12 protein-coding genes and 1 pseudogene are annotated in these 25,671 nt (G+C 54.9%); 7 read left to right on the forward strand and 6 right to left on the reverse strand.

The window, feature by feature from the left end:
- Window positions 1–58: 58 nt before the first annotated feature.
- Together ACWPM9_RS01340 and ACWPM9_RS01345 are read right to left on the reverse strand one after the other, a co-directional pair.
- Window positions 59–1,444 (reverse strand): hypothetical protein, encoded by a 1,386-nt coding sequence (locus tag ACWPM9_RS01340; RefSeq protein ID WP_484756486.1) that lies wholly within the window; start codon window positions 1,442–1,444, stop codon window positions 59–61.
- Window positions 1,445–1,517: 73 nt separating this feature from the next.
- Window positions 1,518–2,018, reverse strand: a complete 501-nt coding sequence (locus ACWPM9_RS01345; protein ID WP_484756487.1) for a hypothetical protein — start codon at window positions 2,016–2,018, stop codon at window positions 1,518–1,520.
- A 329-nt stretch (window positions 2,019–2,347) separates the two neighbouring features.
- On the opposite strand from ACWPM9_RS01345, the gene ACWPM9_RS01350 reads away from it, so the two are divergent.
- The gene (locus ACWPM9_RS01350; protein WP_484756488.1) at window positions 2,348–2,860 is read left to right on the forward strand and encodes a glycosyltransferase; all 513 of its coding nucleotides are present in this window, start codon (window positions 2,348–2,350) and stop codon (window positions 2,858–2,860) included.
- A gap of 26 nt (window positions 2,861–2,886) precedes the next feature.
- The gene (locus ACWPM9_RS01355) at window positions 2,887–4,254 is read left to right on the forward strand and encodes a glycosyl hydrolase (RefSeq protein ID WP_484756489.1); all 1,368 of its coding nucleotides are present in this window, start codon (window positions 2,887–2,889) and stop codon (window positions 4,252–4,254) included.
- 253 nt (window positions 4,255–4,507) lie between these two features.
- Here the strand turns inward: ACWPM9_RS01355 and ACWPM9_RS01360 are convergent, their stop codons facing one another.
- From ACWPM9_RS01360 to ACWPM9_RS01370, 3 genes and pseudogenes are all read right to left on the reverse strand, one after another.
- Window positions 4,508–5,242 carry a LuxR C-terminal-related transcriptional regulator gene (locus tag ACWPM9_RS01360; protein ID WP_484756490.1) on the reverse strand — a complete coding sequence of 245 codons (735 nt, stop codon included), beginning with the start codon at window positions 5,240–5,242 and terminating at the stop codon, window positions 4,508–4,510.
- Between the two features lie 640 nt (window positions 5,243–5,882).
- A pseudogene (locus tag ACWPM9_RS01365) lies at window positions 5,883–7,104 on the reverse strand (IS256 family transposase).
- A 531-nt stretch (window positions 7,105–7,635) separates the two neighbouring features.
- Complete coding sequence (locus ACWPM9_RS01370; protein ID WP_484756491.1) at window positions 7,636–8,364, reverse strand: Crp/Fnr family transcriptional regulator; 729 nt, start codon at window positions 8,362–8,364, stop codon at window positions 7,636–7,638.
- A gap of 989 nt (window positions 8,365–9,353) precedes the next feature.
- Here ACWPM9_RS01370 and ACWPM9_RS01375 point away from each other — a divergent pair.
- The 4 genes from ACWPM9_RS01375 to ACWPM9_RS01390 are packed head-to-tail and all read left to right on the forward strand — an operon-like array spanning window position 9,354 to window position 23,599.
- Window positions 9,354–11,324 (forward strand): non-ribosomal peptide synthetase, encoded by a 1,971-nt coding sequence (locus tag ACWPM9_RS01375; RefSeq protein WP_484756492.1) that lies wholly within the window; start codon window positions 9,354–9,356, stop codon window positions 11,322–11,324.
- Window positions 11,321–19,441, forward strand: a complete 8,121-nt coding sequence (locus tag ACWPM9_RS01380) for a hybrid non-ribosomal peptide synthetase/type I polyketide synthase (protein WP_484756493.1) — start codon at window positions 11,321–11,323, stop codon at window positions 19,439–19,441. The genes ACWPM9_RS01375 and ACWPM9_RS01380 overlap by 4 nt, the downstream gene beginning before the upstream one ends.
- Entirely contained in the window at window positions 19,441–21,981 is a 2,541-nt protein-coding gene (locus tag ACWPM9_RS01385; RefSeq protein ID WP_484756494.1) for a condensation domain-containing protein, read from the forward strand. Before ACWPM9_RS01380 ends, ACWPM9_RS01385 begins: the two co-directional genes overlap by 1 nt.
- Before the next feature lies 1 nt (window position 21,982).
- Complete coding sequence (locus ACWPM9_RS01390) at window positions 21,983–23,599, forward strand: glucosamine inositolphosphorylceramide transferase family protein (RefSeq protein WP_484756495.1); 1,617 nt, start codon at window positions 21,983–21,985, stop codon at window positions 23,597–23,599.
- Here the strand turns inward: ACWPM9_RS01390 and ACWPM9_RS01395 are convergent.
- Window positions 23,596–24,318: a 4'-phosphopantetheinyl transferase family protein gene (locus ACWPM9_RS01395; RefSeq protein ID WP_484756496.1), complete on the reverse strand. Its 723-nt coding sequence runs from the start codon at window positions 24,316–24,318 to the stop codon at window positions 23,596–23,598. The genes ACWPM9_RS01390 and ACWPM9_RS01395 overlap by 4 nt on opposite strands.
- A 411-nt stretch (window positions 24,319–24,729) precedes the next feature.
- On the opposite strand from ACWPM9_RS01395, the gene ACWPM9_RS01400 reads away from it, so the two are divergent.
- Complete coding sequence (locus tag ACWPM9_RS01400; RefSeq protein WP_484756497.1) at window positions 24,730–25,653, forward strand: ArsR/SmtB family transcription factor; 924 nt, start codon at window positions 24,730–24,732, stop codon at window positions 25,651–25,653.
- The last annotated feature ends 18 nt before the right edge of the window (window positions 25,654–25,671 follow it).

The following is a 25,671-nucleotide window of genomic DNA, read 5'->3' on the forward strand; positions in this document are numbered from 1 at the left end:
GAAGGTCAAATCGGAGGCAGTAATTACAAGCCCTGCTCTTCACTCTGCGCAATGTCCTTCAAGCCCGAACGGAAGCGGAGGTCAGTCCGCTTCTGGGTATCGCACTTTTCAAACCCGCCATGACGAAGAACAAAAGTCCAAGGTCAACAATCGTCCCTGAGATGAGCGCGCCTACCATAACGCCCAGGCAACCGTTTCGCGCCGCGACACCGATATCGGCGTCGTAAGTCCGAGGGACTCCCCTCGGCAGGAGGATCGACGTCAAAAGAAACATCAGGAAGAAGAAGGTGCCGGGAACCCCGACATTAGACAACAGTGCGACAGCGAAAGATGACGTCCTTGACGTACCCAGCCCGACCCCGAAGCCATAGGAATCGAAGAAGTTAGAAATACCGTAAGCATTCCAAGCACCTCGCTCTATCGCTGACAGGGAGGTGGGCTTGCTGAGAATGGTTATGTCGATGAAATCGTAGACCAGCCTGTAGAAAGTCTGATTGAGGGCCAGGAAAAATAACACGGATATCGCGGCGATGGGAAAGACGAGAATGACTGCTGCACTGGCGCGCGTCCCCGACAGCCCGCCGGCGCGAAAGATGCTTGTTAGATACAATATAGCGAGGCAGACCGGAAGACCGGCAATCCCCCCTGATGATGTTGAGCGAACAACCAGCAGACTCGACAGCACAAACAAAAGGCCGCTCATCTTGCTATGGCGACCGCATACCCATAAAGTTCCACTAAAGCCGATTACACCCAAGCTGGCGCCTGCAAAAGCAGATGCTTCAGGCCACGATCCTATGATCCGTCGCATCCCCGCAACCATTTCATCGGCATGAAAGGTGTAGGGCGCATTCCGAATATAGGGAAATATAGAGACAAGCGGTGTACCGGGACTAATCATGTCGGCGATCCCAAAAAAGATATTCGCAGCGCCAAATGCCATGAGTCCGATTGTTACGTTTCGCAGTCCGTTCGAGGTTGATGCAACAGACAAGATCAGGCAGAACGTAATCAGGTCAGCCACTAGATAGACGGCCTGGGTAAAATTGCCGCTCACCGGTCGAAGAGGGATTGTGCCTTCACTGCCCAAACTCGCTTGTCCGCCGATTGGCACGATCTCCATCGTATTTTGTAGCAAGCGCGGCGCAAAGTAACCGCAGATAATACCGTAGGTAACAAGCAATGCGAGCCACATCGCCGGCGATGAGCGGAATATTATGCCGACTGTCGTCTGCAGGTTACCATGAAGCCATATAGTCGAGAGTAACAAGAAGGCGACAAATACGTGTCCTGGCTGTATGCCCGTGGAACCGAACATCAAAGCCGCTGCGCCACCCAAGACAGGAAAAACTGAGAAGGCAATCACAGTTGCCCCGCTACCTCGCAATAGGCAAATTACGCCTACTGCGAACGTCACGACACCGATTGGCTCGACACCCATCATCAACTCACTCTATTGGCCAGCGTCGCGACACCTAGGCATTTGGTCACCGGACTTGCCCGTTTCCTAAACCACTTCAACAGTCATATTTGCTATCAAGGGGACTTCTGGCCTGCGCGCTATACGTCACCCGCGGGCTTTTCAGCGTCTTGGACAAGCCGGACCGCTGATCCAGCAGCCAGACAGTCTGGCCGATTATTTTAGACTGGATACCGGTCAGTTTTGCCACTGCGGTACCGGCGAGATACTGTGACCCGGTGTGCGTCCAGATGACGCCGGCTTGTGCGAATTCCCTTCTTTGGCGCCAGGCATGCGGGAAATCAAAACGGAGAATAGCGCGAAAGGCATATCTGGTGAGCTTCGAGGGCACACGCTCGATCCACGGCTTGGAGAAAGACACGACGCAACCAAGATCAATCGCGCGCCCATACCCGTGAGGCGTGTGGTCATTCACGCCGACGAGTGTGCTGGCAGCCCAGCTTGCTCTCCAACGTTCCGCGTCCTTGTTTTCCGTCAGGTGTACAAAGACACGCAATAGCGCTTCAAACAGGGTTTTTTTGGCAGTAAAAAATGACATTCAGATCATAAACCGCAAAAATAGCATACGCCTCAAGACTGCGAACTCAAAGCATTTCTGCCTCCAAAATCGTGTCCGTAAAACTTAGATTTAGGAGAGATTCGTGCCGTCAAACCAAATAATAGCATGCCTTCAAATTCAGTAGAAGACATAACTTAGTTATTGAATAAGAACTGAAATTCTGTAATTTTAGATTTTTATGTGAAGGGATTTAGACTGTGAATTCCTCGTGCATATTTTACGTCGAAGGCGGCAGCTATTTCTTTCCAAACGTAGTATCGGCCTTTCACGCAAGAAAAGCAGCGTCCGGTTCTTCGGATGTTGTCGCAATGACTATGCAAGAGTTTCGAGATAATTCCAGTGCGGTTGGGTTTTGCCGAGATGCAGACATCCCTTTGATTGATGGAATGCGATTTTTTAGCGCAAGACGCGCCCAACTTGATCGTCGAGTATGTCGTGCGCGGATAAGCGTTTCGGCGATGCGGCGCCTTCTCTGGTCTGATCTCTTGCCTGACCATTACTGGAAGATGATTTATATCGATGGCGATACCCAAATTGTCAGCGACATCATTCCATTGGATCGCCTCAATATTCCACAGGGCAAAATGTTGGCGGCACCCGTTTACATCTCTATCGCCAGACGTTGTGCCTACCAGCTGCGCTCCTTTAGGGATCGTATAGCGAGCGCCTTTTCGAGCCTCAGAGGTAACGCAAATCGAATCGAATTGCAGCGTGTCCTGAAGGATCGGAATCTTGACGAAACACTTTTCGGTCCTTCGAATGCAGCTCCTTCTGCACTGATGCCCTTCCGTGGTAGTGGCATCATGGCCCATTCCGGTTGAACTTGAGCGAGGGGGAGCTGTTAGTCATGCGTGTAACGGCAACAGGCAGTTCCGGCGGCAGACGCCTCACTTTGTTCGCGGGGCTGGTTTTCGCTCTGGCTATACCAATCCGACAACAAGCCAAGGCCGAGGAGGTTGCCGCACAGCCGACAGCTGCGTTTCTGGATAGTATCGGCGTTGTTTCAACGTTCGATGACCGAGGGCAACCTTACTCCAGAACGCTGGAAATGTTGAAGTATGGTGGGTTTCGCTGGTTGCGCGGCGGTATCGAAGGGCTGACAAAAAACGGTCCGCTTACAATCGACACATTTCTGACTCTGCACCGGGAGGCAGGTGTCAAAATAAGTTGGGGTCTCGGAAGCGGCATCAGCGATCTAGACACGCTTTTGGCAACGGGTCGTATTCTGGCAAAAGCAGGCGCCCTGCTCGCATTTGAAGGAAACAACGAACCCAATAATTGGCCTGTTTCTTATAACGGTCGCAAAGGGGGCGGGCGAAGTTCCTGGCGCGCAGTTGCCGAATTGCAAGCTGATCTCTATCGCTCGGTGAAAGAGGACCCTTTGCTGGCAGCGTATCCGGTTTGGTCTATCTCAGAACCGGGAGCTCAAACTGATGATGTCGGCCTCCAATTTCTGCAAATCCCCGCTGATGCGATTACGCTGATGCCCGCGGATACGCGTTACGCCGACTATGCCAATGTGCACAACTATCTCTATCATGCGAATTCACCGCATCCAGCCGATAACAAGAGTTGGGACGCGTCCGATCCCAGTAGCTCCTCTCCAGTAGATGGACTTTACGGAAACTTCGGGAGAACGTGGGCGCAGAAATTTAGGGGCTATTCGGAGGACGAATTGACCCATTTGCCACGGGTCACCACGGAAACGGGCGCTGCAGTCAATGGTGAAGTGGACGAAGCCTTGCAGGCAGTTCACTTGGTCAACCTCTATTTGGCCCAGTTCGCGCGGGGTTATAGCTATACATCTGTCTACATTCTGCGAGATCGCACGGATGAAGAAGGCGTGCAATCATTCGGGTTCTTTCGCCCCGACTACTCTCCGAGAACGGCTGCACACTATCTCCACAACCTGACGCGAATCCTGGCTGATGAATCGATGAAGTCTTCTCCGGCGCGATTGGATTATTCGATTGAGCCCCAACACGATACCGTTCACGATCTCTTGCTTCAGCACAGCGATGGCGCGTTTCAACTTGTGATATGGGGTGAGGCGTTGGAAGGTGAAAGTACCGTCACGATCAAACTGAAAAAGAGCACTGCAACAGCCAGTATCTTCGACCCTACAATCGGTACTTTGCCCATAGCCAAACACACGGACACCAGTGAGATTGTTCTGACAATTGGCAATCATCCAATCATTGTTACACTTCAGTAAAAGTTGAAATTTTCTTCGAAATGTAAACAAATTGAATAGATGCAATGGCGAAACTTTATGGCATCTCGACAATTTTCATTTCACCGTTTTCGGTCTTCAACGCCAGACGTCTTGATCACTAGCCCCGCCTGCGTTGCAGCTTAAAAAGCCAGGGCTTCTGCCAAAGCACCGGCTCCTTAGAGTTGATGCGAGTGGCAAAAGCCTCTGGCAATGAGGCCTGACAGTGACGGCATGCAATTGATCCAATGATGACTTATTTCAGTTTGAATGCGGCTTGGGTGCGGTTTGTAACATTCAGTTTTCTCATGATGTTGCGAATATGGACTTTAATGGTGCTCTCGCAGAGGTTCATTTCGTACGCGATAATTTTGTTCGCTTTTCCGCGACGCAATCCCTCCGCGACTTCGATCTCCCGCGGGGTGAAGCTCTCGTTTAAGTGATTGGAAACTGTAACCACAGAATTCAAAGCCTCTCTGCTGGCGAGAAGGCTGCTAACCGGGAAGAAGAGACCGCCCGCACGAGCTAGCGAAATGGCTTCGGCAGCGACGCTGATGTTCACATTGGTTGGAATATAGCCAGATGCGCCGCAGTCGATTGCCTTGAGAAGGTCACTCAGTTCGTTAGAATCTGCGATAACGATCAAAGGGATAAACTTGAAAGCCGCTGCGACGGCTTTAATTTTGTCGCAACTGCCTGTCTCGTCAGGCTTATCACTGGTAAGCACTAGCAGTATTGCCGATGGTTCGCTCTGGAATTGGCGCTTGCGCCATTCATCAATTGATCCCGAGGTGACGAACTTCATTGTCGGATCATAACTGGAGAGGCTGCGTGAAAGGCACTCGCGATCCAGCACTCGACTGTCGAGTATGAGGATGTATTCATCCGCTTTGTCTTCCAATGCCTTGCTGGACGCAAGCGAACTGATGTAATCTATATCTGCTTTTGTTACATTATTTATATTGCCTGAGATGGACATATCTGCACTCATTTTTACCCCCTCTATATTCACATATCCGATAAACGGATACACAAAACACAATAAACCCCTCACAGTTTGGCTAAGCCGAACTGCATATTCCCCTCTACTTATGGTTTGTATGAATACTTTTCACAGATTTATTTATGGCGCATTAACCCAAGTTAATTTTCCATTAAACAAGTCGTGATTGCCGAAATTTAGTCGCCAAAATGACACAATTGGAAAGTGCTCGACTTAATACAAACGCGTTAAGTTCGTGGCTTATCGTTCGGAAGACTATAATAGATAGTAAGCTTGTGATTTTTTGTTGAAATTTATTATTGTTACTATTCCCTCGGTGCGCCGATGGCGTCGGGGGCCACATATGGGGAGATACTGCAACTGCACGAGCGTATTGATATCGCATGCAAGATAGCGATGGCGATACGGTATGAGTTTAAGGGACAGGCCTTGCGATGGGTCTTCGGGAGAACATTCGTCTAGATCGTCTCCTGCTTCGCAGCAATCTGCCGGAGATAGGCGTCACGAGCTTCCTCAACCAGAAAGATACTGTCTGTTGTGATGTCCCGCAGCATGAATCTTGATCATGTCCCAGGGGGTGGTGTAGCTTCGGCGGTCGCCGTGCCTTCCGGACAGAGCCGGGAATGGATCAGCTTGCGGCTGGCAGGCTGATGAGCGGATCATCGCTCATCGTGGCGATGGTCTCAAGTGTCATGTAGCGGGACCGCTGGACTGCCCACTCGTCATTCTGCTCAAGCAGCAAGGCACCGACCAGTCTGACGATGGCATCGTCGTTGGGATAGATGCCGACGACCTCTGTCCGTCGCTTGATCTCGCCGTTGAGCCGTTCGATGGGGTTTGTGCTGTGAAGCTTTGTCCAGTGTGCCTTGGGAAAGGTCATGTAGGCGAGCACGTCCTGCTCGGCGCTGTCCATGAGGGTTGCAAGCTTCGGCACCTTCGGCCTGATCTGATCGGCGACATTGCGCCATTGCTGGCTGGCGGCCTCTGGCGTGTCCTGGGCGAAGGCGGTGGCGATGAAGGCAGACACGACACGCCGTCCGCTCTTTCCGGCATGGGCCAGCGCATTGCGCATGAAGTGAACCCTGCAGCGCTGCCAGGTGGCAGAGAGTACCTTCGATACAGCCGCCTTGATGCCCTCATGCGCATCGGAGACAGCAAGCTTGACGCCGCGCAGTCCCCGCCTGGTTAGTTTCCGAAGAAACTCAGTCCAGATTGCTTCGGCCTCGGATGTGCCGACCTCCATGCCCAGCACCTCCCGTCGGCCATCGGTGTTGACGCCCACCGCGATGATGACCGCGACAGAGACGATCCGGCCACCGCGCCGAACCTTGAGATAGGTGGCATCGATCCACAGATAGGGCCATTCACCTTCAATGGGTCTGTCGAGGAAGGCCTTCACCTTGTCATCGATCTCCTCGCAGAGCCGGGACACCTGGCTCTTGGAGATGCCCGACATGCCCATGGCCTTGACGTCGCGACAAACTTCGTTTGTGCTGTGGTCATCGACTGAGCGGGTCGAAACGCCCTGGATGTAGGCCTCCTGAATGACCGCAGTCAGAGCCTTCTCGGCCATGCGGCGCGGCTCAAGGAAGCTCGGGAAATAGCTGCCGGTGCGAAGCTTGGGAATGCGCAGTTCGACGGTGCCAGCCCGTGTTTCCCAGTCCCGGTCGCGATAGCCGTTGCGCTGGGCAAGCCGGAAACCATTCTTCTCGCCATAGCCAGCGCCGGTCTTCGTCCCGACCTCCAGTGCCATCAACTTGCTCAGCAGCAAAGCTGATCATATCCCGGAGCAAATCGGCGTCGGCGCTCTTCTCAACGAGTGAGCGCAGGTTCATCATGTCGTCGGTCATCGGTGGTGTCCTTCAGGTTGGTCTTGAACAACCCGACCCTACCGGAAAACACTGGTGACCACCGCTACGCCGCCCGATCCCTACCGCACATTGGAGGGTGCGCTCGCGAGCGGCTTCGCTATCACCCAGCTACACCACTCGGTGGGACACGATCTGAATCCGTCAGTCGCAGTAGATCCTTTTCCACCGCGAGTGCGATCACTTTTTCTGTGATGACACAGGTCGTCTAACCCGCCGCCAAGGATCGTCGATGGATGATCCATCATCGAAGCCATTGGAAGGCTCCCAGAGCACATGCTTCTATTTGATAAAGGTAGAACACGCCAAGGTGAAGCCGTCGCAGGTCGCCAGAGAATATCGTCGATGAAGTGGACGTCATCAATGGATAGCGTGTAGGCAGTGAAATTGGCTGATGAAAAAACCACAAATCAGAGCAAAACAGTCCTGGTTAAACTGGCCTCCAATTCACGGATCCGTTCAATCGCGAAAGGTCACACGACGGAATGCACGATGAGCCTTCGGACGCGTATTTCAATGACCCGCAAGTTGAAGGTCTTCGGTCTCAGGGCCAGTCAAGTAGTACGGGTCGAAGTCGACAAGTTCAATTAGTCTGCGGCGGTCAAGGAACTCAACAATCCCGTTTCGAAATGACAGCAGCCCACTGATCCTCATTTCCTTGAGAACACGGTTCACGTGCACAGTCGACAAGCCGAGCGCATCGCCGATCTCCGACTGTTTCAGCGGACACTCGAAGCCGTCGAGATCAGGGCGGGACAAGTTGCCAGCGCGTACCGCAAGTTCAAGCAGGAGGTGCCCCGTGCGTCCGAACGCGTCTCTCCTTCCGATACTTGCCAGCCGTTCCACCATCCTGGCGTGACGTTTCATCATCTCGATACTCATAATAAGCGGCAATTGAGAAGCGCTTCCGCCGTTCTGCCCCGACAGCTGTCCAGTAAACTCAAAGCACGTGACAGAGGAGATGGCTTGCACCGTCTCCTGTGATAGAGCTGCAGATGCGGATGACAGTACATCGCCATGCAGCGAGAAATCTGTGACTGTCCGAGTGCCATTGAACATCGTCTTGCTAGATACTACCCAGCCGCTATCAATAAAGAAGATTCGTGAAACGTCACTTTCGCTGTCGAAAATTGTGGTGCCTGGAGAATATTGGCGCAGGTGCGCACCGGTGAGCTTCGATCCACTATTGAAGTAGTCGGAATGGACCGCTTGCCTGAGATTCCAGCTATCGCGTATTATCATCTAGCAACCTATGCGCCAAACACCATAATCGGAACACTTTTAACACAAAATACATTAGTGGATGCAAAGATTCACGTAGTTTCGGGTTAATGCGTTAATTTGACGACTTTTGTTGTTTTTTGGCAAAATCAGGTGGCGCTTGCGGCTCGACAGCGCATTGACTCTATCTCGTGATGAATTTTTCTATGAGATAGATGTTGTCTTTTTCAAAAGCATTGCCATGCAATGTCATTTCTCTTCGCATTCTATATGGATTCCATTTACTGTCACGAAATACGAATTTTCTAAGTTTTGTTGCTCAGAATTTCTCATTGTTTATGGGGAATAACATGACGCAGCTGCATCGTACGAACGGGAGTGATCCTTGCGTTTCGATCACGCAGATTGATTTCCTGCCAATGTATTGAAATTTCTTCAGTAAAACGTCGCTCTGCATAGAATTTTTCAACATCAATTTTGGATGCTTTTCAGAAGATTTGAAAAATCAGTGAAATATAAGATGTAGAGGCCTGTCATTTTGCCTGCTGAGCGTAATATTCTATTCATTTTGCTCGCCCAGATGACCGGCACAGACTTCGCTGAAAATGCAGATTTTAGAGCCAATTTGCGGCGACCCACACCTTCAAGCCAGCTTGTCGGTGCCTCTAGACATAGGAGCATGGTCCCCCAGCGCCTGATCCCAATCGTCGAGCTTCATGCGCGTTCGCTGGCCGGTAAAAGCGACAGGGTGTCGTCACCGCTGGGCATCAGATCAGACAAAGCTCTTTTGGTTCCGTGTCGCACACAGTCCGTGCTTGATCGTCGATATATGCAGTCAGCCTGGCGGCTCCAGTCATACGCAACCCGCACTTGAGGCGCGGGCAGCCTAGCCAAATGGCTTAGACGTTAGGGCGACCGGTCGGCCAATTTCACCCCAATGACCAACTTTCCATTTTATGGCGGTGTGAAACTATCGCTGTCGTGGAAAGACCGTACTTGCAGAAGCGGGCATGGAGCATCGCGATCTGTGGTCGGGCAAACGCGATGAAGCGGGGAAGCCGATGAGAGCACTCCAGGATATTAAGGGCGTGGATTTTACCCCTCGGGACGGTCGAACGGGTGGAGTCCGCTACGACAGGACGCGCAGTGTTCCGGATATCGTCAGGCAGCATGCATTTTCCGCTCCCGACACTATCGCCATCATTTCCGGCGACACACAGCTGACTTACAGAGAGCTCGATCTCCTTTCCGACGCGCTTGCCAGTTATCTGATCCAAAGTGGAGTTAAAAAGGGCGATGTCGTCTGTCTGCTGGTACCGCGCGCCTTAACCACTGTCGTCGCCAAACTTGCCATACTCAAGGCTGGAGCGGGTTACCTGCCGATGGACCCAGCTTATCCGTTGGACCACCTTCAGTATGTCCTGGACGAATGTCGTCCCAAGATAATCTTCACGGACGCCGGCCAGGACCTGGACCTGGCGGCGCTCACTCCCCCTGGCAGTCGGGTGGTCGACCTTCCAAGACTGCTCCCGACGCTTGAGCCGGGTGACGTCAGCACGCAACCCGCGTCGACCGGGGCAGACCTTGCCTATGTCATGTACACCTCCGGCTCCACTGGCCGCCCGAAAGGAGTAGCCGTACCGCATCGTGGCATCACCAGGTTAGTGCTTGAACAAAATTACATAGATTATCGCCCGGGCGAAAAGGTTTTGCATTCCACCACAATTTCATTCGACGCCTCCACCCTGGACATATGGGGAGCGCTTTTGAACGGAAGCACGCTGGTGGTCATGCCGAAGGCGAACTATTCGCTCACGGATATCCTTGATCTAATCCGCGTCCACGATATTGCCATCATCACGTTCACAACTGCGCTGTTTAATCTGTTTGCAGATCACGCTGCTGGCGATCTGCCGAGCCTGCGCCAAGCCAATTTTGGCGGAGAGGTTGCGTCTGCGGCCCATGTGAGTCGCTTTCTGGCGGCTTATCCGAATTGCACCCTCATTAACGTCTATGGTCCAACAGAAGCCGCCTGCATCGCGACGACCTATGCGGTGCCGCCGAAGTTCTCGAGTACGGACTTACCTATCGGAAAGCCTATCGCTCATACCGATGTTTTCCTGCTCGATGACGACATGCAAATCTTGCCGCCCGGCGTTGAAGGCCAGATTGTGATTGCAGGTGACGGACTGGCACTCGGCTATTTCAATCGGCCCGATCTTACGGACGAACGATTTGTCACAATCGAGACAGATGACGGCCCCCTGCGTTGCTATCTGACCGGCGACCTTGGCATTGTTGACAGCGACGGCCTCTTTCACTTCCGGGGGCGCCGGGATCGTCAAGTCAAAATCAATGGCAAACGGATCGAACTTGAAGAGATTGAAGCGGCGTTGCGCCGTCACCCGCGCCTCCTCGAAGCGTTGGTAGAATGCCACGAGCATAATGGAATTAAGCGGATCGTGGCCTATCTGCGGCCAAGCGATCCCCAGGATCTGTTCAACACCAATCTTGTGCCGGCCGTGATGGAACGTCTGCGCAATACGCTGCCCGCTTATATGATCCCGAGCGCGGCGATGGTTCTTGACGTGTTTCCGTTGACACAGGTGGGAAAGATCGATCGTTCGAAACTGCCTATGCCACCGGCCGAGGAGATAAAACCAGCAATTCCCGAGAGCCGGAGTGAAGAGATTTTGATCCGCCTGTGGCGCGAGGCCTTGGGACTGGATGCTATCCCGATTGATCGCAATTTCTTCGACCTGGGTGGCACTTCGCTTCAATTGATGCGGGTGCATGCTGCGCTGGAAGCCGAGTTGGGGCAGCGCTGCGAGGTTCTGGCATTTTTCAAGCATCCGACGGTTCGAGATATGGCGAGCTTCCTGGATGGAACCACACCGAGCATGCCGCGCTCAAAGACATCAGATCAGAGGCCAGCCGTCCAACGCAAGACCATGTCTCAGTTTCGCCGGAGCACTCCATGAGAGAGGAGGAAAACCTGTCGAAACTTGACTCGGTCAACGCGGGGATAGACAGCGATTATCTGCCCGATGGTATAGCCATAATAGGTATGTCGGGGCGTTTTCCGGGCGCACCAAGTGTTGATGCTTTATGGCAAATGGTGGAACGCGGCGGCAACGCCTTCCGGATATTCTCGGCAGACGAACTCGAGGACAGTTTCACGGATGAAGAGCGGGCGTCGCCCGACTACGTAGCGTGCCGGCCGCATCTTGATGATGCCGACAAGTTCGACGCGGAGTTCTTCGGCATGTTCGCCCGTGAGGCCGCACTGACGGATCCCCAGCACAGGATCTTCCTGGAATTATGCTGGGAAGCCTTGGAAATAGCGGGCTACGACCCATACCACAGCCCAGGTGCCGTTGGTGTCTTCGCCGGTTGTTCCGTTCCGACCTATCTGCTCAATAACGTTACGCCGGATCGTGCCGCAGTTGAGGAATTGACCTCAAACTACCAGATCGGATGCTACAATCAGTTGATTGGCTCGATCAGCGATGTTCTGGCGACCAGGGTCGCTTATAAATTGGGCCTGCGCGGACCGGCTTTCACACTCCTATCAGCCTGCTCCACTTCGCTACTGGCCGTTTCGCAGGCATGTCAAAACCTCCTCACGTATAGCTGCGACATGGCCTTGGCTGGCGGCGTGTCGATTACAATGCCCCAGAAGCGCGGGTACATGTATCAAGAAGGAGGAATGGTCTCCCGCGACGGCATCTGCCGTCCCTTCGACGCGGAAGCATCAGGAACGGTGTTTGGCAGCGGCGCCGGCGTCGTGCTGCTCAAGCGCCTCGAAGACGCAATCAAGGACGGCGACGTTATCTATTCGGTGATCCGGGGTTACGCCGTAAACAATGACGGTTCCGACAAGATCGGATTTACTGCCCCAAGCGCGGAGGGGCAGGCCGAAGCGATCAGCGCAGCCTTGGCCCATGCCGGCATAGATCCATCGACCATTGGCTATATCGAATGCCACGGAACGGCGACTCCTCTTGGAGATCCCATAGAGTTTTCAGGGCTAACAAATGCCTTCTCTGAAGCGAGCGAGCAACGGGACGCCTGTGCCCTGGGATCACTGAAGGGTACGGTTGGGCACCTCGATGCCGCCGCCGGGGTAGCAGGCCTTATCAAGGCGACGATGGCACTCCATCACCGCAAAATCCCGGCCATGCCCAATTACAAGACGCCAAATCGCAGGATCGAGCTGGAAGACACTCGATTCTACATTCCCAGTGAAACCAGAGATTGGCCTGAAGGCCCCTCGCCGCGACGGGCTGGTGTCAGTGCCTTCGGCGTTGGCGGCACCAATATCCATGTGGTCTTGGAGGAGTCGCCGGAAGTTAAAGAGAACACCGGATACGATTTTTTTGGGCCCCTCATCCTACCCCTTTCTGCCCGCTCGGACGCCGCGCTGTCAGAGATGCGCAACAATCTCGCAACTTATCTGGAAGAGAACGACGATGCTTCCCTGCTGAAGGTGGCTAGAACATTGCAGGGGCGCCACAATTTCAACACCCGAATGGCAATTTCGGCGACGTCAACAGCCGGTGCCGTTGAGCAGCTGCGTTCGGAAACGGTTGCAACTCACGTTGCAGAAGACCGGCCACCACCGGTCGTTTTCATGTTCCCCGGGCAAGGATCGCAATATGTTGGAATGGGTGCGGCTCTGTACAAAAGCGAACCGGAATTCGCCCGGTGGATCGATCGCGGCACCGAACTTCTGCAAATGCGCTTCAGGATAGATCTGCGGGATTACATTTGTCATAGCGGTTCCGTGAGCAGTCACATGGCTGCAGAGCAGCGAGAGACCCGGATTGCACAGCCATGCCTCTATCTGGTCGAATATGCCCTGGCCCAACTGTGGATCAGCAGAGGGCTGCAACCCGATGCGATGATTGGCCATAGCGTCGGCGAGTTCGTTGCAGCAACGTTGGCAAATGTTATTTCGTTCGAGGATGCACTCACGCTGGTGGCCACACGTGGGCAATTGATGCAGAATCAGGCACCCGGTGCCATGCTTTCCGTTCGGGCGGCCCCCGACACATTGCGCGAATACCTGAAAGGTAGCGCAGAGATCGCGGCAATCAATGCACCGAAACTCTGTGTTGCCTCCGGGCCGATTGACGATATTGAGGCACTTTCCTTGGCTCTGGAAGAAGGTGGGATCGCCTTCAGCCGTTTGCACACCTCGCATGCGTTTCATTCGGCCATGATGGAGCCCTGCATTGATGCACTGCGCGATGTGGCCGCCAAGGTCACCTACGGACGCGCCACCATCCCCTACATTTCATGCGTAACGGGCGGCTGGCAGAATGATGAATTGGGTTCTTCGCCCGATTATTGGTCGAGGCACTGCCGCGAGCCTGTGCGCTTTTCCGACGGCTTAACGACACTATGCCAAGGACAAAGCCCGATCCTGATTGAGGTCGGTCCCGGCAGGACGCTCTCGGTCTTCGCTGCGCAGACGATCGGTCGCGGTGAACTCGGCGCCATCGTCCAGTCGCTTCCAGAACACGATAACGCTCATGCCGCCGAGCGCTTCTTGGCGGAAGCTCATGGCCGGGTCTGGGCTGCCGGCTGCGTTCTGCCATGGCCTGGCCTGCCGGTGGAGCAGCAACGGATCCTGCCGCTGCCGACCTATCCATTCCAGCGTCAGCGGCATTGGATCGACGCTCCAGCATCTGTGCGTCGCGCACTGGCGGCCTCGATGGCGGAAGCAACTGCGGCGACGGACACTATCAAGAGCGAACCTCTATTTGAAAATGGGTTGGAAACGATGAACGCTATTAGCTCCATTACAATCGCAGATCGTACCGTGGCATTGGAGACTTCGCTCCTGACGCTGCTTGGTGACATGTCCGGTGAGCCGATCGATGCCAGCAACAGAAGTGACAGCTTCCTCGAACTCGGTTTCGATTCGTTGTTCATTGGTCAGTTTGCGCAGAAGATTGACAAGCAATATGGCGTCAAGATTTCGTTCAGGGAATTGTTAAGCAATATTCCTTCGATTGCTGCGCTTGCCCGGTATCTCGACACTGTTTTGCCGCCGGACCCGGCGGCTCAGGCTCCTGTCGCTCCGGTAGTCCAGCCTGTGCCTCAGACATCAATAGCCGCTGTACAGACGCCAGTTTTGCCGGCGATGGGCCTTCCCAAAACTGTTGCATCAGGGGCTTCGGTCGATGGTAGCCTTGAAGCATTGCTGCAGTCCCAGCTGGCTTTGGCTCAGAACCTGTTTTCCCAACAAATCCAATTGTTGCAGGGGGCAGCCCATACATTGCCGTCAACGTCAGATCCTATTCCGGTCGCTGCGAAGACCACGGTTGCGGTCGGCAACCCTCCGGGAAATGTCGAGATGTCTGCTTTAATATCTGCGGCCGGCGACAGTGTCGCCGAGATTGGTGGGGAGCGTTATACCCGGTATCAGCAAGGAGCAATGAAGGTAAAGACGGAACTAACGCCGCAAAAGGAAGCCTTCATCAACGATCTGATCCTCGCTTATTCAAACAGAAACAAGAATTCAAAGGACTATACGCAAAAACATCGCGCACGATTGGCCGATCCTCGAACCGCATCGGGCTTCCGGACCGAGTGGAAAGAGATGATCTTCCCCGTGGTCTCCGATCGCTCAAAGGGTTCGCGCATTTGGGATGTCGATGGCCACGAGTATATCGATCTCGTCAATGGTTTCGGCCAAACGGCATTCGGGCATGCACCCGACTTTGTTGTCGAGGCGATGAAGGAACAGATGGACGCAGGCTTTGCTATCGGTCCGCAAACGTTGCTGGCGGGCGAAGTTGCGGACCTAATCGGTGCCATGACCGGACACGAGCGTATTACCTTCTGCAACACGGGTTCCGAGGCTGTTATGGCAGCCATGCGTCTGGCCCGTGCCGTCACTGGTCGCGACCGCATCGTCGTCTTTGCCAATGACTATCACGGTCAGTTTGACGAGGTATTGGTCAAGGGTCGGGCGAGAACAAAAGAGCCCGTTGCACTGCCGATCGCTGCCGGCATTCCGTCCGGCTCCGTCGGCAACATGATCGTCCTGCCTTACGGCAGCGAGGAGAGCCTCGACTGGGTGCGTGCCAATGCACAGGATCTGGCGGCAGTTATCATCGAACCGATCCAGAGCAGACATCCGGAGCTTCGCCCCCGGGAATTCGTGGGCGCTCTGCGTAAGATAGCGACCGACGCGGAATTCGCGCTGGTCTTCGATGAAGTCGTCACCGGTTTCCGCGTCGATCCCGGCGGCATGCAAGCCATTTGGGGCATTCAGGGCGATATGGCCACCTATGGCAAGGTCGTTGGCGGTGGCATGCCAATCGGGGTCCTGGCAGGTGCCAGCCGGTTCATGGACGCTCTCGACGGAGGCCGTTGGGCCTATGGCGACGACTCCGTGCCGAGCGTGGTTCCGACTTTCTTTGCCGGCACATTCGTTCGCCATCCCGTTGTACTGGCCGCAGCACGGGCCGTTCTCAATCACATCAACGGCGAGGGTGCAGCACTTTACAGCCGCGTAGCACCGCGGACTGAAGCCCTCGTCGACGAGATCAATGGTGAGCTTGCCAAGCGGGGTATCGCACCGTGCCTCAGGGGATACAAGAGCTGGTTCGTGACTGATTTCAGCAATCAGGATCCACTGGGAGGCCTGATCTACCCCTATCTCAGGATGAACGGGATCCATATTCAAGACGGCTATCCCTGCTTTCTAACGACCGCCCACAGTGAAGACGACTTCAAAACTATCGCCAGGGCATTCCGTGATGCCGTTGATGCTTTGCAGTGCGTTGGTATCCTTTCTCCGACGGGTGAGGTCCAGCTTGCCGACGTCTCCGCAGATGGCGCCCTAACGAAGTCGGTTGCTGAGGTAAGCGAGCGGCCCGAGAGTGCTTTACTGACGGAAGCGCAATTTGAAATCTGGCTGGCGGCGCAGGCCGGAGATGAAGCATCCTGCTCTTTCAACGAGTCGCTGTCGCTTGCTTTGGATGGTCCTCTCGACGAGAGGACCTTCCTGGCCTCACTGAAGACCGTCGTGGACCGCCATGATGCCTTACAAATCCGCTTTGATCGCAATGGTGAGCGGTTCCGCTTCATTCCAGATTTCGACTTGCCGGTAGAATTCGTGGATCTTGCGGCCGAACGAGATGCGCAGGCAGCCCTGGCTGATCTGATCGAACGCGACGCAATGACACCCTTCGATCTGGTCGAGGGTCCACTGGCCAGGGCGCAATTGGTCCGTATGGGCGACAAAAGGCACGTGTTCGTGTTCACGGCACATCACATCATCTGCGACGGCTGGTCGCTGAACGTCATCATCAACGAACTGTCAGCGGCGTATTCCGGTGCACTGAACGGTGAGACGGCGACATTAGAGCCAGCTCTGTCATTTGCGGAGTATGCGAGCAAGTATGCGCCAAGCGCTGATGTCAGTCGCGAAACTGCCCGCTTCTGGCAGGAACAATACAAGGAACTGCCGGAACTGCCCGACATGCCATTTGATCGGGCCTATCCGGACCAGCGGACCTTTGCGGGGGGGACCTGCACTGCCAATATTCCGGCAGAGGTCTACAAGCAGATCAAGAAGCGCGGTGCCCGCTCTGGTGCCACACTGTTCTCGACAATGCTGGCCGCACTCCAGGTCATGATCGCCCGTCTATCCGGCCAAGACGATGTGGTGATTGCCATCCCTTCGGCCGGCCAGAGCCTTCTCGACGACAGGATCCTGGTCGGACACTGCGTCAATTTGCTGCCGCTCCGCCAGACAGTCGATATGTCCGCACCTTTCGAGAACCATCTAAAGGCGACCCAGCAGCTGGTTCTGAAGGCCTTCGAGCATCAGGACTACACTTACGGTACCCTCGTTAAGACGCTGGGCGTCAAACGGGACCCACGGCGGCTGCCATTGACGGGCATCCAGTTCAACCTGGAGCGTATCGCCGCGAATGCCGATTTTTCGGGGCTTGACGCCGTTATCGTACCAAATGCCAAGTCGTTCTCGAACTTCGATATGTTCTTCAACATGATCGAGAGCGCAAACGGTGTTCGCATCGATGTCGATTATAACGCCGATGTGCTTGACCGGTCGACTGTCGACCGTTGGATCGGCCATCTGGTCACCCTTGTCACGGCACTGGCGGAAGACATGAAGCACCCCGTGGCAGATTTTGAACTGCTGTCGCCGAGCGAAAAGATGTGGCTGACAGAGGAGCTCAACCAGAGCGCAGCCGCATATGACAGCGACCAATTTACCTTTTCACTTTTCTCCGCAAAGGCGAGAGAGTTCCCGCAATCGATTGCCGCGCAACATTCCGGTCAATCGATCACCTATGGTGAACTTGACCAGCGTTCAAATCAGTTCGCGCGACATCTGGCCTCAATTCTGCCTGGACAGGGAGAGCGTATCGCGCTCCTGGTCGATCGCTCGCTCGACATGCTTGTCGCATTACTCGGCATCATGAAGGCCGGGCATGCCTATGTGCCGCTCGATCCGGGGCATCCGGTGTCACGGCTTCGCCAGACTCTGGTCACAGCGCGGCCGGCGGCCTTGGTCTGCGACAGCGATAGCGGCGCAGCGCTGGCCGACGATGGAATGGTGACGGTTCGTCTGGATAAGGAGGCAGCAAGCATTGCCGCTTTGCCGGAAGCCGAACTGGAGACATTGCCCTCCGATACAGAGACGACCGCCTATGTGATATTCACTTCCGGCTCGACCGGCGCGCCGAAGGGTGTCGCAATCTCTCACCGGGCCCTGACGAATTTCCTCCAGTCGATGGCGAGGGAGCCCGGTTTTACTACCGATGACATTCTGGTCGCGGTTACGACGATCTCTTTCGATATTGCCGGGCTGGAACTCTATCTGCCCCTGATCTCCGGTGGCAGTGTCGTGATTGCGGATCGCGCCCAGGTGGAAGACGGCTTTGGGTTGGTTCGCCTGATTAAGGAGAGCGGTGCCACAATTGTGCAGGCAACGCCGACACTCTGGCAAATGCTGGTCGAGGCTGGTCTCGACGGCACGACCAACCTGAAGAAACTGTGCGGCGGGGAAGCTTTGCCAAAGGCACTCGCCGTTACGCTTGCCGGTATGCAGGGCGAGCTATGGAACATGTATGGCCCGACCGAGACGACCATCTGGTCTTCCGTCGCGCGCATCGCAGACCCTGACGCACCGATCACAATCGGCCACCCTATTGCCAATACGCAGCTGCACATCCTCGATCGCGAAGGCAGGCTCGTTCCTCCGGGCGTCACAGGGGAACTTTATATTGGTGGTGACGGCCTCGCCCAGGGTTACTTTGATCAACCGGACCTCACCGAGGCAGCCTTCGTATCGCACGATATCGGAACCGGAGCGATCCAACGGCTCTACAAAACGGGTGATCTTGGCAAGCGTCTGGACGATGGGTCGCTCAAATTGCTCGGCCGGCGCGATAATCAGGTCAAGCTGCGCGGTTTCCGCATCGAACTGGGCGATATAGAAGCCGTCATTTCCCAGGTTCCTGGAATGAGCCAATGTGCAGTGGTCGGCGCGCGCAACGGCAAGGGCGATCTGGTCCTGGTCTGCTACTTCGTTGCTGAGCCTGGAACGCCGGCTGCTGACAGTATTGAACTTGCCAAGCAGGTTCGCGCGCAGTTGCCAGCCTATATGGTGCCGAGCATCTGGACCCTTGAAAACGAGCTGCCACAGACAGGAAATGGAAAACTGGACCGCAAGACATTGGAGGCACGCGACATTCGCCGCACCGTCGATGTGGGGGAAGCCGCGTCCAAGATCAAGCCGCGGACCACTATGGAAGAGACGCTTTGGACCATCTGGAAGAGCGTGCTCGATGTCGACACGCTCGGGGTTGAGGACAATCTTTATTCGCTCGGTGCGGATTCGTTGGTCATCTTCCGTATCGCCGCGCGGATGCTGGATGCGGGTCTGCCGCTTGAAGCCAAGCACCTGCTGCGTCACCCATCGATTGCCGAACTGGCCGCCTATGCGGAAGAACAGGAGGACGCCCCCGAGACTCATAATGTTGTCTACCAGATCCCGTCTTTAGCAAGTTTCCGTAATGGCGCTCGTCGCCGGATCGAGGGCGTGTAATGAGCCAGTCTGAACACACCGCTGCGTTTGCCGACGACGAAGCCAAGGTCATTGGCGAATTTCCCTGCACCCAGACTCAGCTCAGATGTTGGGTTCTGGATCAGTTGCAACCGGGCAATCCAGCGTTGAATGTGGCCGTGCGTTGGGAAATCCAGGGCTCTTTCAAGGCTTCTACGATCGAAGCCGCCTTCCGCAAGATCATCGAGCGACACGAGATCCTGCGCACACGCTTTGTCGATAGACGCGGCAGGCCCTGCCAGCAGGTCCTTGAAACTGTTGACTTCAAGATGGCGGTTATCGACCTACGCAATATGTCAGCGGATCAGCGCGAACAGCGCATCCTTTCGATCGGCGAGGAGACTGCTTCGGCTCCCTTTGATCTCACCCGTGGCGGTCTGTTCCGTGTGACGCTGATGATGGTCGAAAACAACAGGGCCTTTATTCTGATCACGGCCCATCAGACATGCTTCGACGGGTGGTCCATCCGGGTGCTGGGACGTGAACTGGGTGAAATTGCCTCTGCCATGGATGCCGGGCGAGCACCGAATTTGCCGGAATTACCGCTGCAGTATGGCGATTATGCCCTATGGCAGCAGGAATATCTGGCGAGTTATGGTTTTGAAACGGAAAAGGCTTTCTGGAAAGAGAAACTAGCCGATGCACCCTATTTTGAAGTGCCGAGCGATCATCCCCGATCTCAGATAAAAAGCACCAACGGCAACATCATCTCTGCGGTAAAACCGCTGGAATTCGCTGAACGGATCGAGACGGCGGCCCGCGACCATAAGGTCTCGCTCTATGCCTATGGTGTTGCCGTTGTCAGTGCCGTTCTCCATCGCTTTACCGGTACGGAGGATATTCTGTTTGGCACTCAGATTGCCGGGCGGGAGCAGTCCGATCTGGAGCCGATGATAGGCGTGTTCATCAACAACATTGTCCTGCGCCTGCCAGTGAAGCCGCAGTCCACCTTTGAGGATCATCTCCGCATTGCGAACGAAACGGTGACCGGCGCGGTGAACCACCAGCGAATGCCGTTCAACAAACTCGTTGAATTCGTCAATCCTGTGCGCGATCCATCGCGAAACCCGCTGATCTCCGTTAACTTTAATCTGTCAAAGGCCTTCCTTGAAGATCGTCGATACGGCGAGTTTGAGCTGATCAGCGCGCCCTCGCAATCGCCTGGTGTCGTCTATGATATCAGCTTCGGTATGGTCGGGCGTCCATCCGGCTGGCGCATGTCGATCGAATACAACACGGACTTGTTCGACAGGAGCACGATAGAACGCCTCTTGCAGCTATGGCAGGAGGTTTACGAACAGGCTTTGAATGATCCCGCTGCGGTGCTGTCACCCGCGCACTCGGCTGTAGAACGGGATGAGCTGGGCAAAAGCTCCGACAAATTGACCGAGATCGGCCCTGATCGCAATGCACGACATGAGCAGAGTGGACGACCTGCGTCGGATGCAGTGGAAAATACGAAGGCGGCGACCTCTGCCGAACCAATGGCACGTATGGGCGAAATCTGGGCTGATGTGCTCGATGTCGCAAAGGTTGAGCCGGACGGCAACTTCTTTGAACTCGGGGGGCACTCGTTGCTCGCCCTGCGTATGCTGTCGTCGGTAAGGGAAAGCTTCGGGATCAAGCCGGATTTGACCCTACTGTTCAAAGAGCCGACCTTGAAGGGCTTTGCGCAAGCACTGTTCGGCCAAGTGGCCGATGCAGCGTCCGCTGCGCATGCGGTGTCTTGGGAAAGCCAAGCCTACAAGACCGGTAAAGGTCCCTATACGGTCTATACTCTCAACCATCCGTTCCTCTACTACCACCTTGCAAATAGCCTCGACGAGGCAGTCTCGGTCTACAACATCAATATGTTCGCGGCCCCTCCAGAGCAGCTGACATCGAATGCCTCCCTTGAGCAAATCGCCGCTGGAGCAATCGAGGCAATGGATATTCGCGCAAGCCAGGGGCCGGTGGCAATCGTCGGCCTTTGCGTTAACGGCATTCTCGCGGTTGAGATTGCACGACAGTTACGCGCCGCGGGTGTTGAAGTTGCCTTCACGGCCCTTATCGATGCTTGGGCACCTGGATATTTCCGCTCCCAACCCAAGTGGCGTCAGCGTCTGTGGAGTGCTGAGCAACGCCTTAAACGCGTCAGCTACTTCATTGCTAAGCTCTTGGGCGGCAGAATGAAACCGGTGACATTGCTCAAAGAATTCAACGCCACGCTCTGGGTCTTGCGCAAGCTTGGCATGAAGGCGGCCAAGCGAACGGAGGAAGAGACGGCCAATGTTCTTGTGACTGATTTTCTGGTCCGTGCAGCACGGGCCTATCGCCCACGTCCCAGTGGTCAGCTAGTGTTTTTCAGAAGCCGGGCAAGTTCCGTGCGGGCCAGAAAGCTGCTCTTCGGGTGGGCCCCGTCCGTGGCAGGAGATGCGCAGGTCATTGATGTGGAGGGTTGGCACGAGGACTCGCTGACTGCCGCTGGTTTGCATACACTTGCCGTGTCCATCGAAGAAAAGCTACTCGCAGGTCGAGGATAAGATGGACAGCGTCGCCAAGCCATTCGTTGAAGGCAAGCGACCAGCCCAAGTCCCGCTCCGCGTCGGTGTGTTGCTGGACCGGGAACGGGGCTTGGAAAACTGGCAACTGAGGATTATCGACCGTATCCTCGAAGACAGCCGGTTCTCGCTTTCTGCAGTGCTGGTGTACCCATCTTCGGCCGAGTGCGCCCATACCCCGACAGTTTTGCGAGTGGCCGCTTGGCTTGAGCGAAAGACAATTGCCCGTCAACCGATCTATCAGCCGAAGCATTTCAGTCTTCCAGACCTGCCTTTCGAGCAGGCCTCTTTGATAACTGAGACAGGTCATCGCGACAGTTTGAAACTTGATCTCATGCTGTGCTTGTCTCCAGGAACGTTGCCGGAGACCGCACTTGCCCGACTGCGTTTCGGAGAGTGGCGGTTTTCCTTTCTTCAGAATGTGTCGGGCGGAGCAGATTGGTTTGGCTATGCCGGCGTGATTGAGGAGGTACCTGCGACGCAGATGCGCATAGAGATCCGCCAAGCAGGCATCGCACACGCATGCGACCTCGCCACCGCAGCATTCAATACAAAGTTCAGTGCGATCCGGAATGCTGATTTTATCAAGGAGCGTGCAGTAACCCTCGTGATGCGGGAACTGCGTCGCGTTGCCGACACCCGGCAGTTGGGGGCAATTCACGCCTCACAGACAACGGCAACGACAAGTGAACCGCCGACCGTTCGGCAGCTGTACTCCTATGGGGCAAGTCTCGTGAGGAAACTCTTCGCAAGAGGAGCACAGGCTGCACAGATGAAAATTGGTGGGGGCGCTGACGTCTGGGGGCTATATGTCGGCAAGGGGTACCCCGAAGACTTCGACCCGCACAAAGCCGTGTTGATCGAGCCGGACGAGCACGAGATCCGGGCGGATCCTTTTCTCATCGAGCATGAGGGGCAACTCTTTCTATTTTACGAGGCCTACGCACCCAGTGATACCAAAGCCCATATCGCGGTAAGCCGACTCGTCGGCAACAGGCTGGAGAGGTTAGGTATTGCCTTGGAGTGTGATCATCACCTGTCTTACCCCTTCATATTCCGTCACGATGATCAGTTGTTCATGATCCCGGAAGCACATCAGGCGCGTCGTCTGGAGGTCTGGCGCTGTGTGGATTTTCCGCTGGGCTGGGAGCTCTACTCGACCGGACTTGAAGGGTTCGCACCCGCAGACAGCGCGCTCACGCATTTCGATGGAAAGTGGTGGTTGTTCACCAATCTGTCCGATTTCCATGCCTACGAAGACCACTGTAGCGAGCTACATGTCTTTGAGGTGGACGGACCGGAACTCAAGCGCATCGTGCCACATAAGAATAATCCGGTCGTCATAGACAGCACTGTGGCGCGCAATGGCGGGCGACCGTTCGTACATGAGGGCAAGCTCTACCGACCATCCCAGCGCAACGAGTACGGAATCTATGGTTATGCCTTGAACATCATGAAGGTCGAGCACCTTGACCTTGAGACGTATCGTGAGCGTTGCGTACGCACCATCACACCGGATTTCGGCCCTGGACAGGTCGCGTGCCATCATCTTGATGCGGCGGCAGGGCGTTTCGTCATTGATGTGATGTTTGAGGGCTAAAGGGAGAAATCACGATAACGTAGCACCACGTCTTCACCAAACGTCAATGCTGCCAAGGCGCCGCAAAAACTTTTGTCGACATCAAGATTGAGCAATGCCCAATCTTCCGCGCGGCCGACCAGCGGATCAAGACGCCGCAGCAAGGTTGGGCCAGCGTTGTCCGCAAGCGAAACATCGAAACAGTCAAGCGGAAGAGACAGGCCAGCACCATGCGCTTTGATAAAGGCCTCCTTGCGGGTCCAGCACCGATAAAAGGAGGAGATCTGGTCGGCCAAAGGCAGCGCCTGCAGGTCTGCATATTCAGCCGGTGAAAAGAAGTGGCCAGCGACATCTTCGGATATTGGCCGAATTTCCTCGATATCGATACCGAGATGAAACCGGCGTGAGACCGCAAGGATTGCCTGTCCAGCGCTGTGGCTCAGGTTAAAATGAAGCGCGGTCGAGCCTCCCCAGACAAGTTCAGGTTTGCCGTTTATGCCATAGGAAAATATAATTTCCGATGGCGCCAGACCGATATACTGTCCGAGAATATTGCGCAGTTGCACGCGGCCGGCGAGGAAGCGTTTCGCATCCCGCGGCCGGATGAAACGGGCCGCGCGCGCGCGCTCTTCATCGGAGAGAATAGCCCCTGCGGTATTTTCGTCGCCCACAGGATGGTCGAGTGACCAGTTCCAAATGTCGATCATGGAGCCGTCATCCGATGCGAGATCAGTGTCCATGCTTCACCAAAGACAAAAAGGGGATGGTAAATAGAAGCGCGGACGCAAGTCGGCTCTTGAATGCGCTTTCCTCTTGAAGGGTGTAAAGGTCTGCACCATGAATGTGCAACTTCTGATCTTGGATATTTGAATGTTGATCGGTCACGGTGGTTGCCAAACATATACGAAGGCGGCGGGTCCATTCCCTCTGCGCCCAATGATCAGACGACGATGAAATCCAGAATTTTTCGAACTTTAATCCGAAATGAACATTTCCGATAGGATTGGATCAACACGGGATTTGGCGACACTATCGGGAGCTGGACCATCCTAAAGGTCTGCTGGCTTGGCAAAGCCTCAAGCTTCTGTTCTGCCCCCGTTGCATTCATATCGAAAAATCTGATATGAATGCAACGGGCAAAGGGCAGGTATATGACGGGTAAGGTACTGGTAATCGATCCTGTGGAGCGACAGGATCTCCTGAAGGGCCTCGCAAGCGAGGTTCGCATCGGCATCCTGAAGCTTCTGCGGACTGAGGGGGCGAGAAACGTCAACCAGATCGCTGAGGCACTGGCGCTTCCGCAATCCACCGTGTCGATCAATTTGAAGATCCTTGAGGATTGCGGGTTGATCTATACCGAAAGTCAGAGAGCGAAAAAGGGTAGCCAGAAGCTATGCCATTCCGCTTTCCAAGAGATCCTGATTTCTTTTGCCGAGCCGATGGCCGATCATCTGGAGAATATGATTGAGGTCTCGATGCCGCTGGGTCTCTATACGCAGTTTGACGTAAAGGGCCCTTGCGGCCTCTGTTCCCGTGACGGCGTTATCGGCCTTCTCGATGTGCCGGACACCTTCCTCGATCCGGACCGAATGAAAGCCGGTCTGCTCTGGTTTACCAGGGGGTTTGTCGAATATCAGTTTCCGAACAATACCTTGCTCAAGAAAGCGAAGCCCAGAGCGCTGGAGTTTTCGATGGAACTGAGTTCGGAGGTGCCCGGCACCGCCGCAAACTGGCCTTCCGACATTTTTCTCGAAATCAATCAAGTCGATGTCGGTACATGGACCTCCCCGGGTGACTTCGGTGACAAGCGTGGGGTCTTTACCCCCGACTGGTGGAAGCTTGCCGGTTCGCAATACGGCAAGCTGAAAAACTGGCGGATCAATGAGCAGGGTTCCTTCGTCGACGGAGTGAAAATTTCGGCGGTCACCCTCGATGATCTTGGACTCGATCGTCATCGGTCGATCCGTATGCGCGTTGGCGTCAAGGAGGATGCCGAGCATCCCGGTGGCATCAATATCTTCGGAAGCGGTTTCGGCAATTATGACCAGGATATCGTGCTGCGTATCCAGATCTGAAAAATCTTAAGAGCACTT

This window comes from Agrobacterium sp. H141, assembly GCF_057158725.1.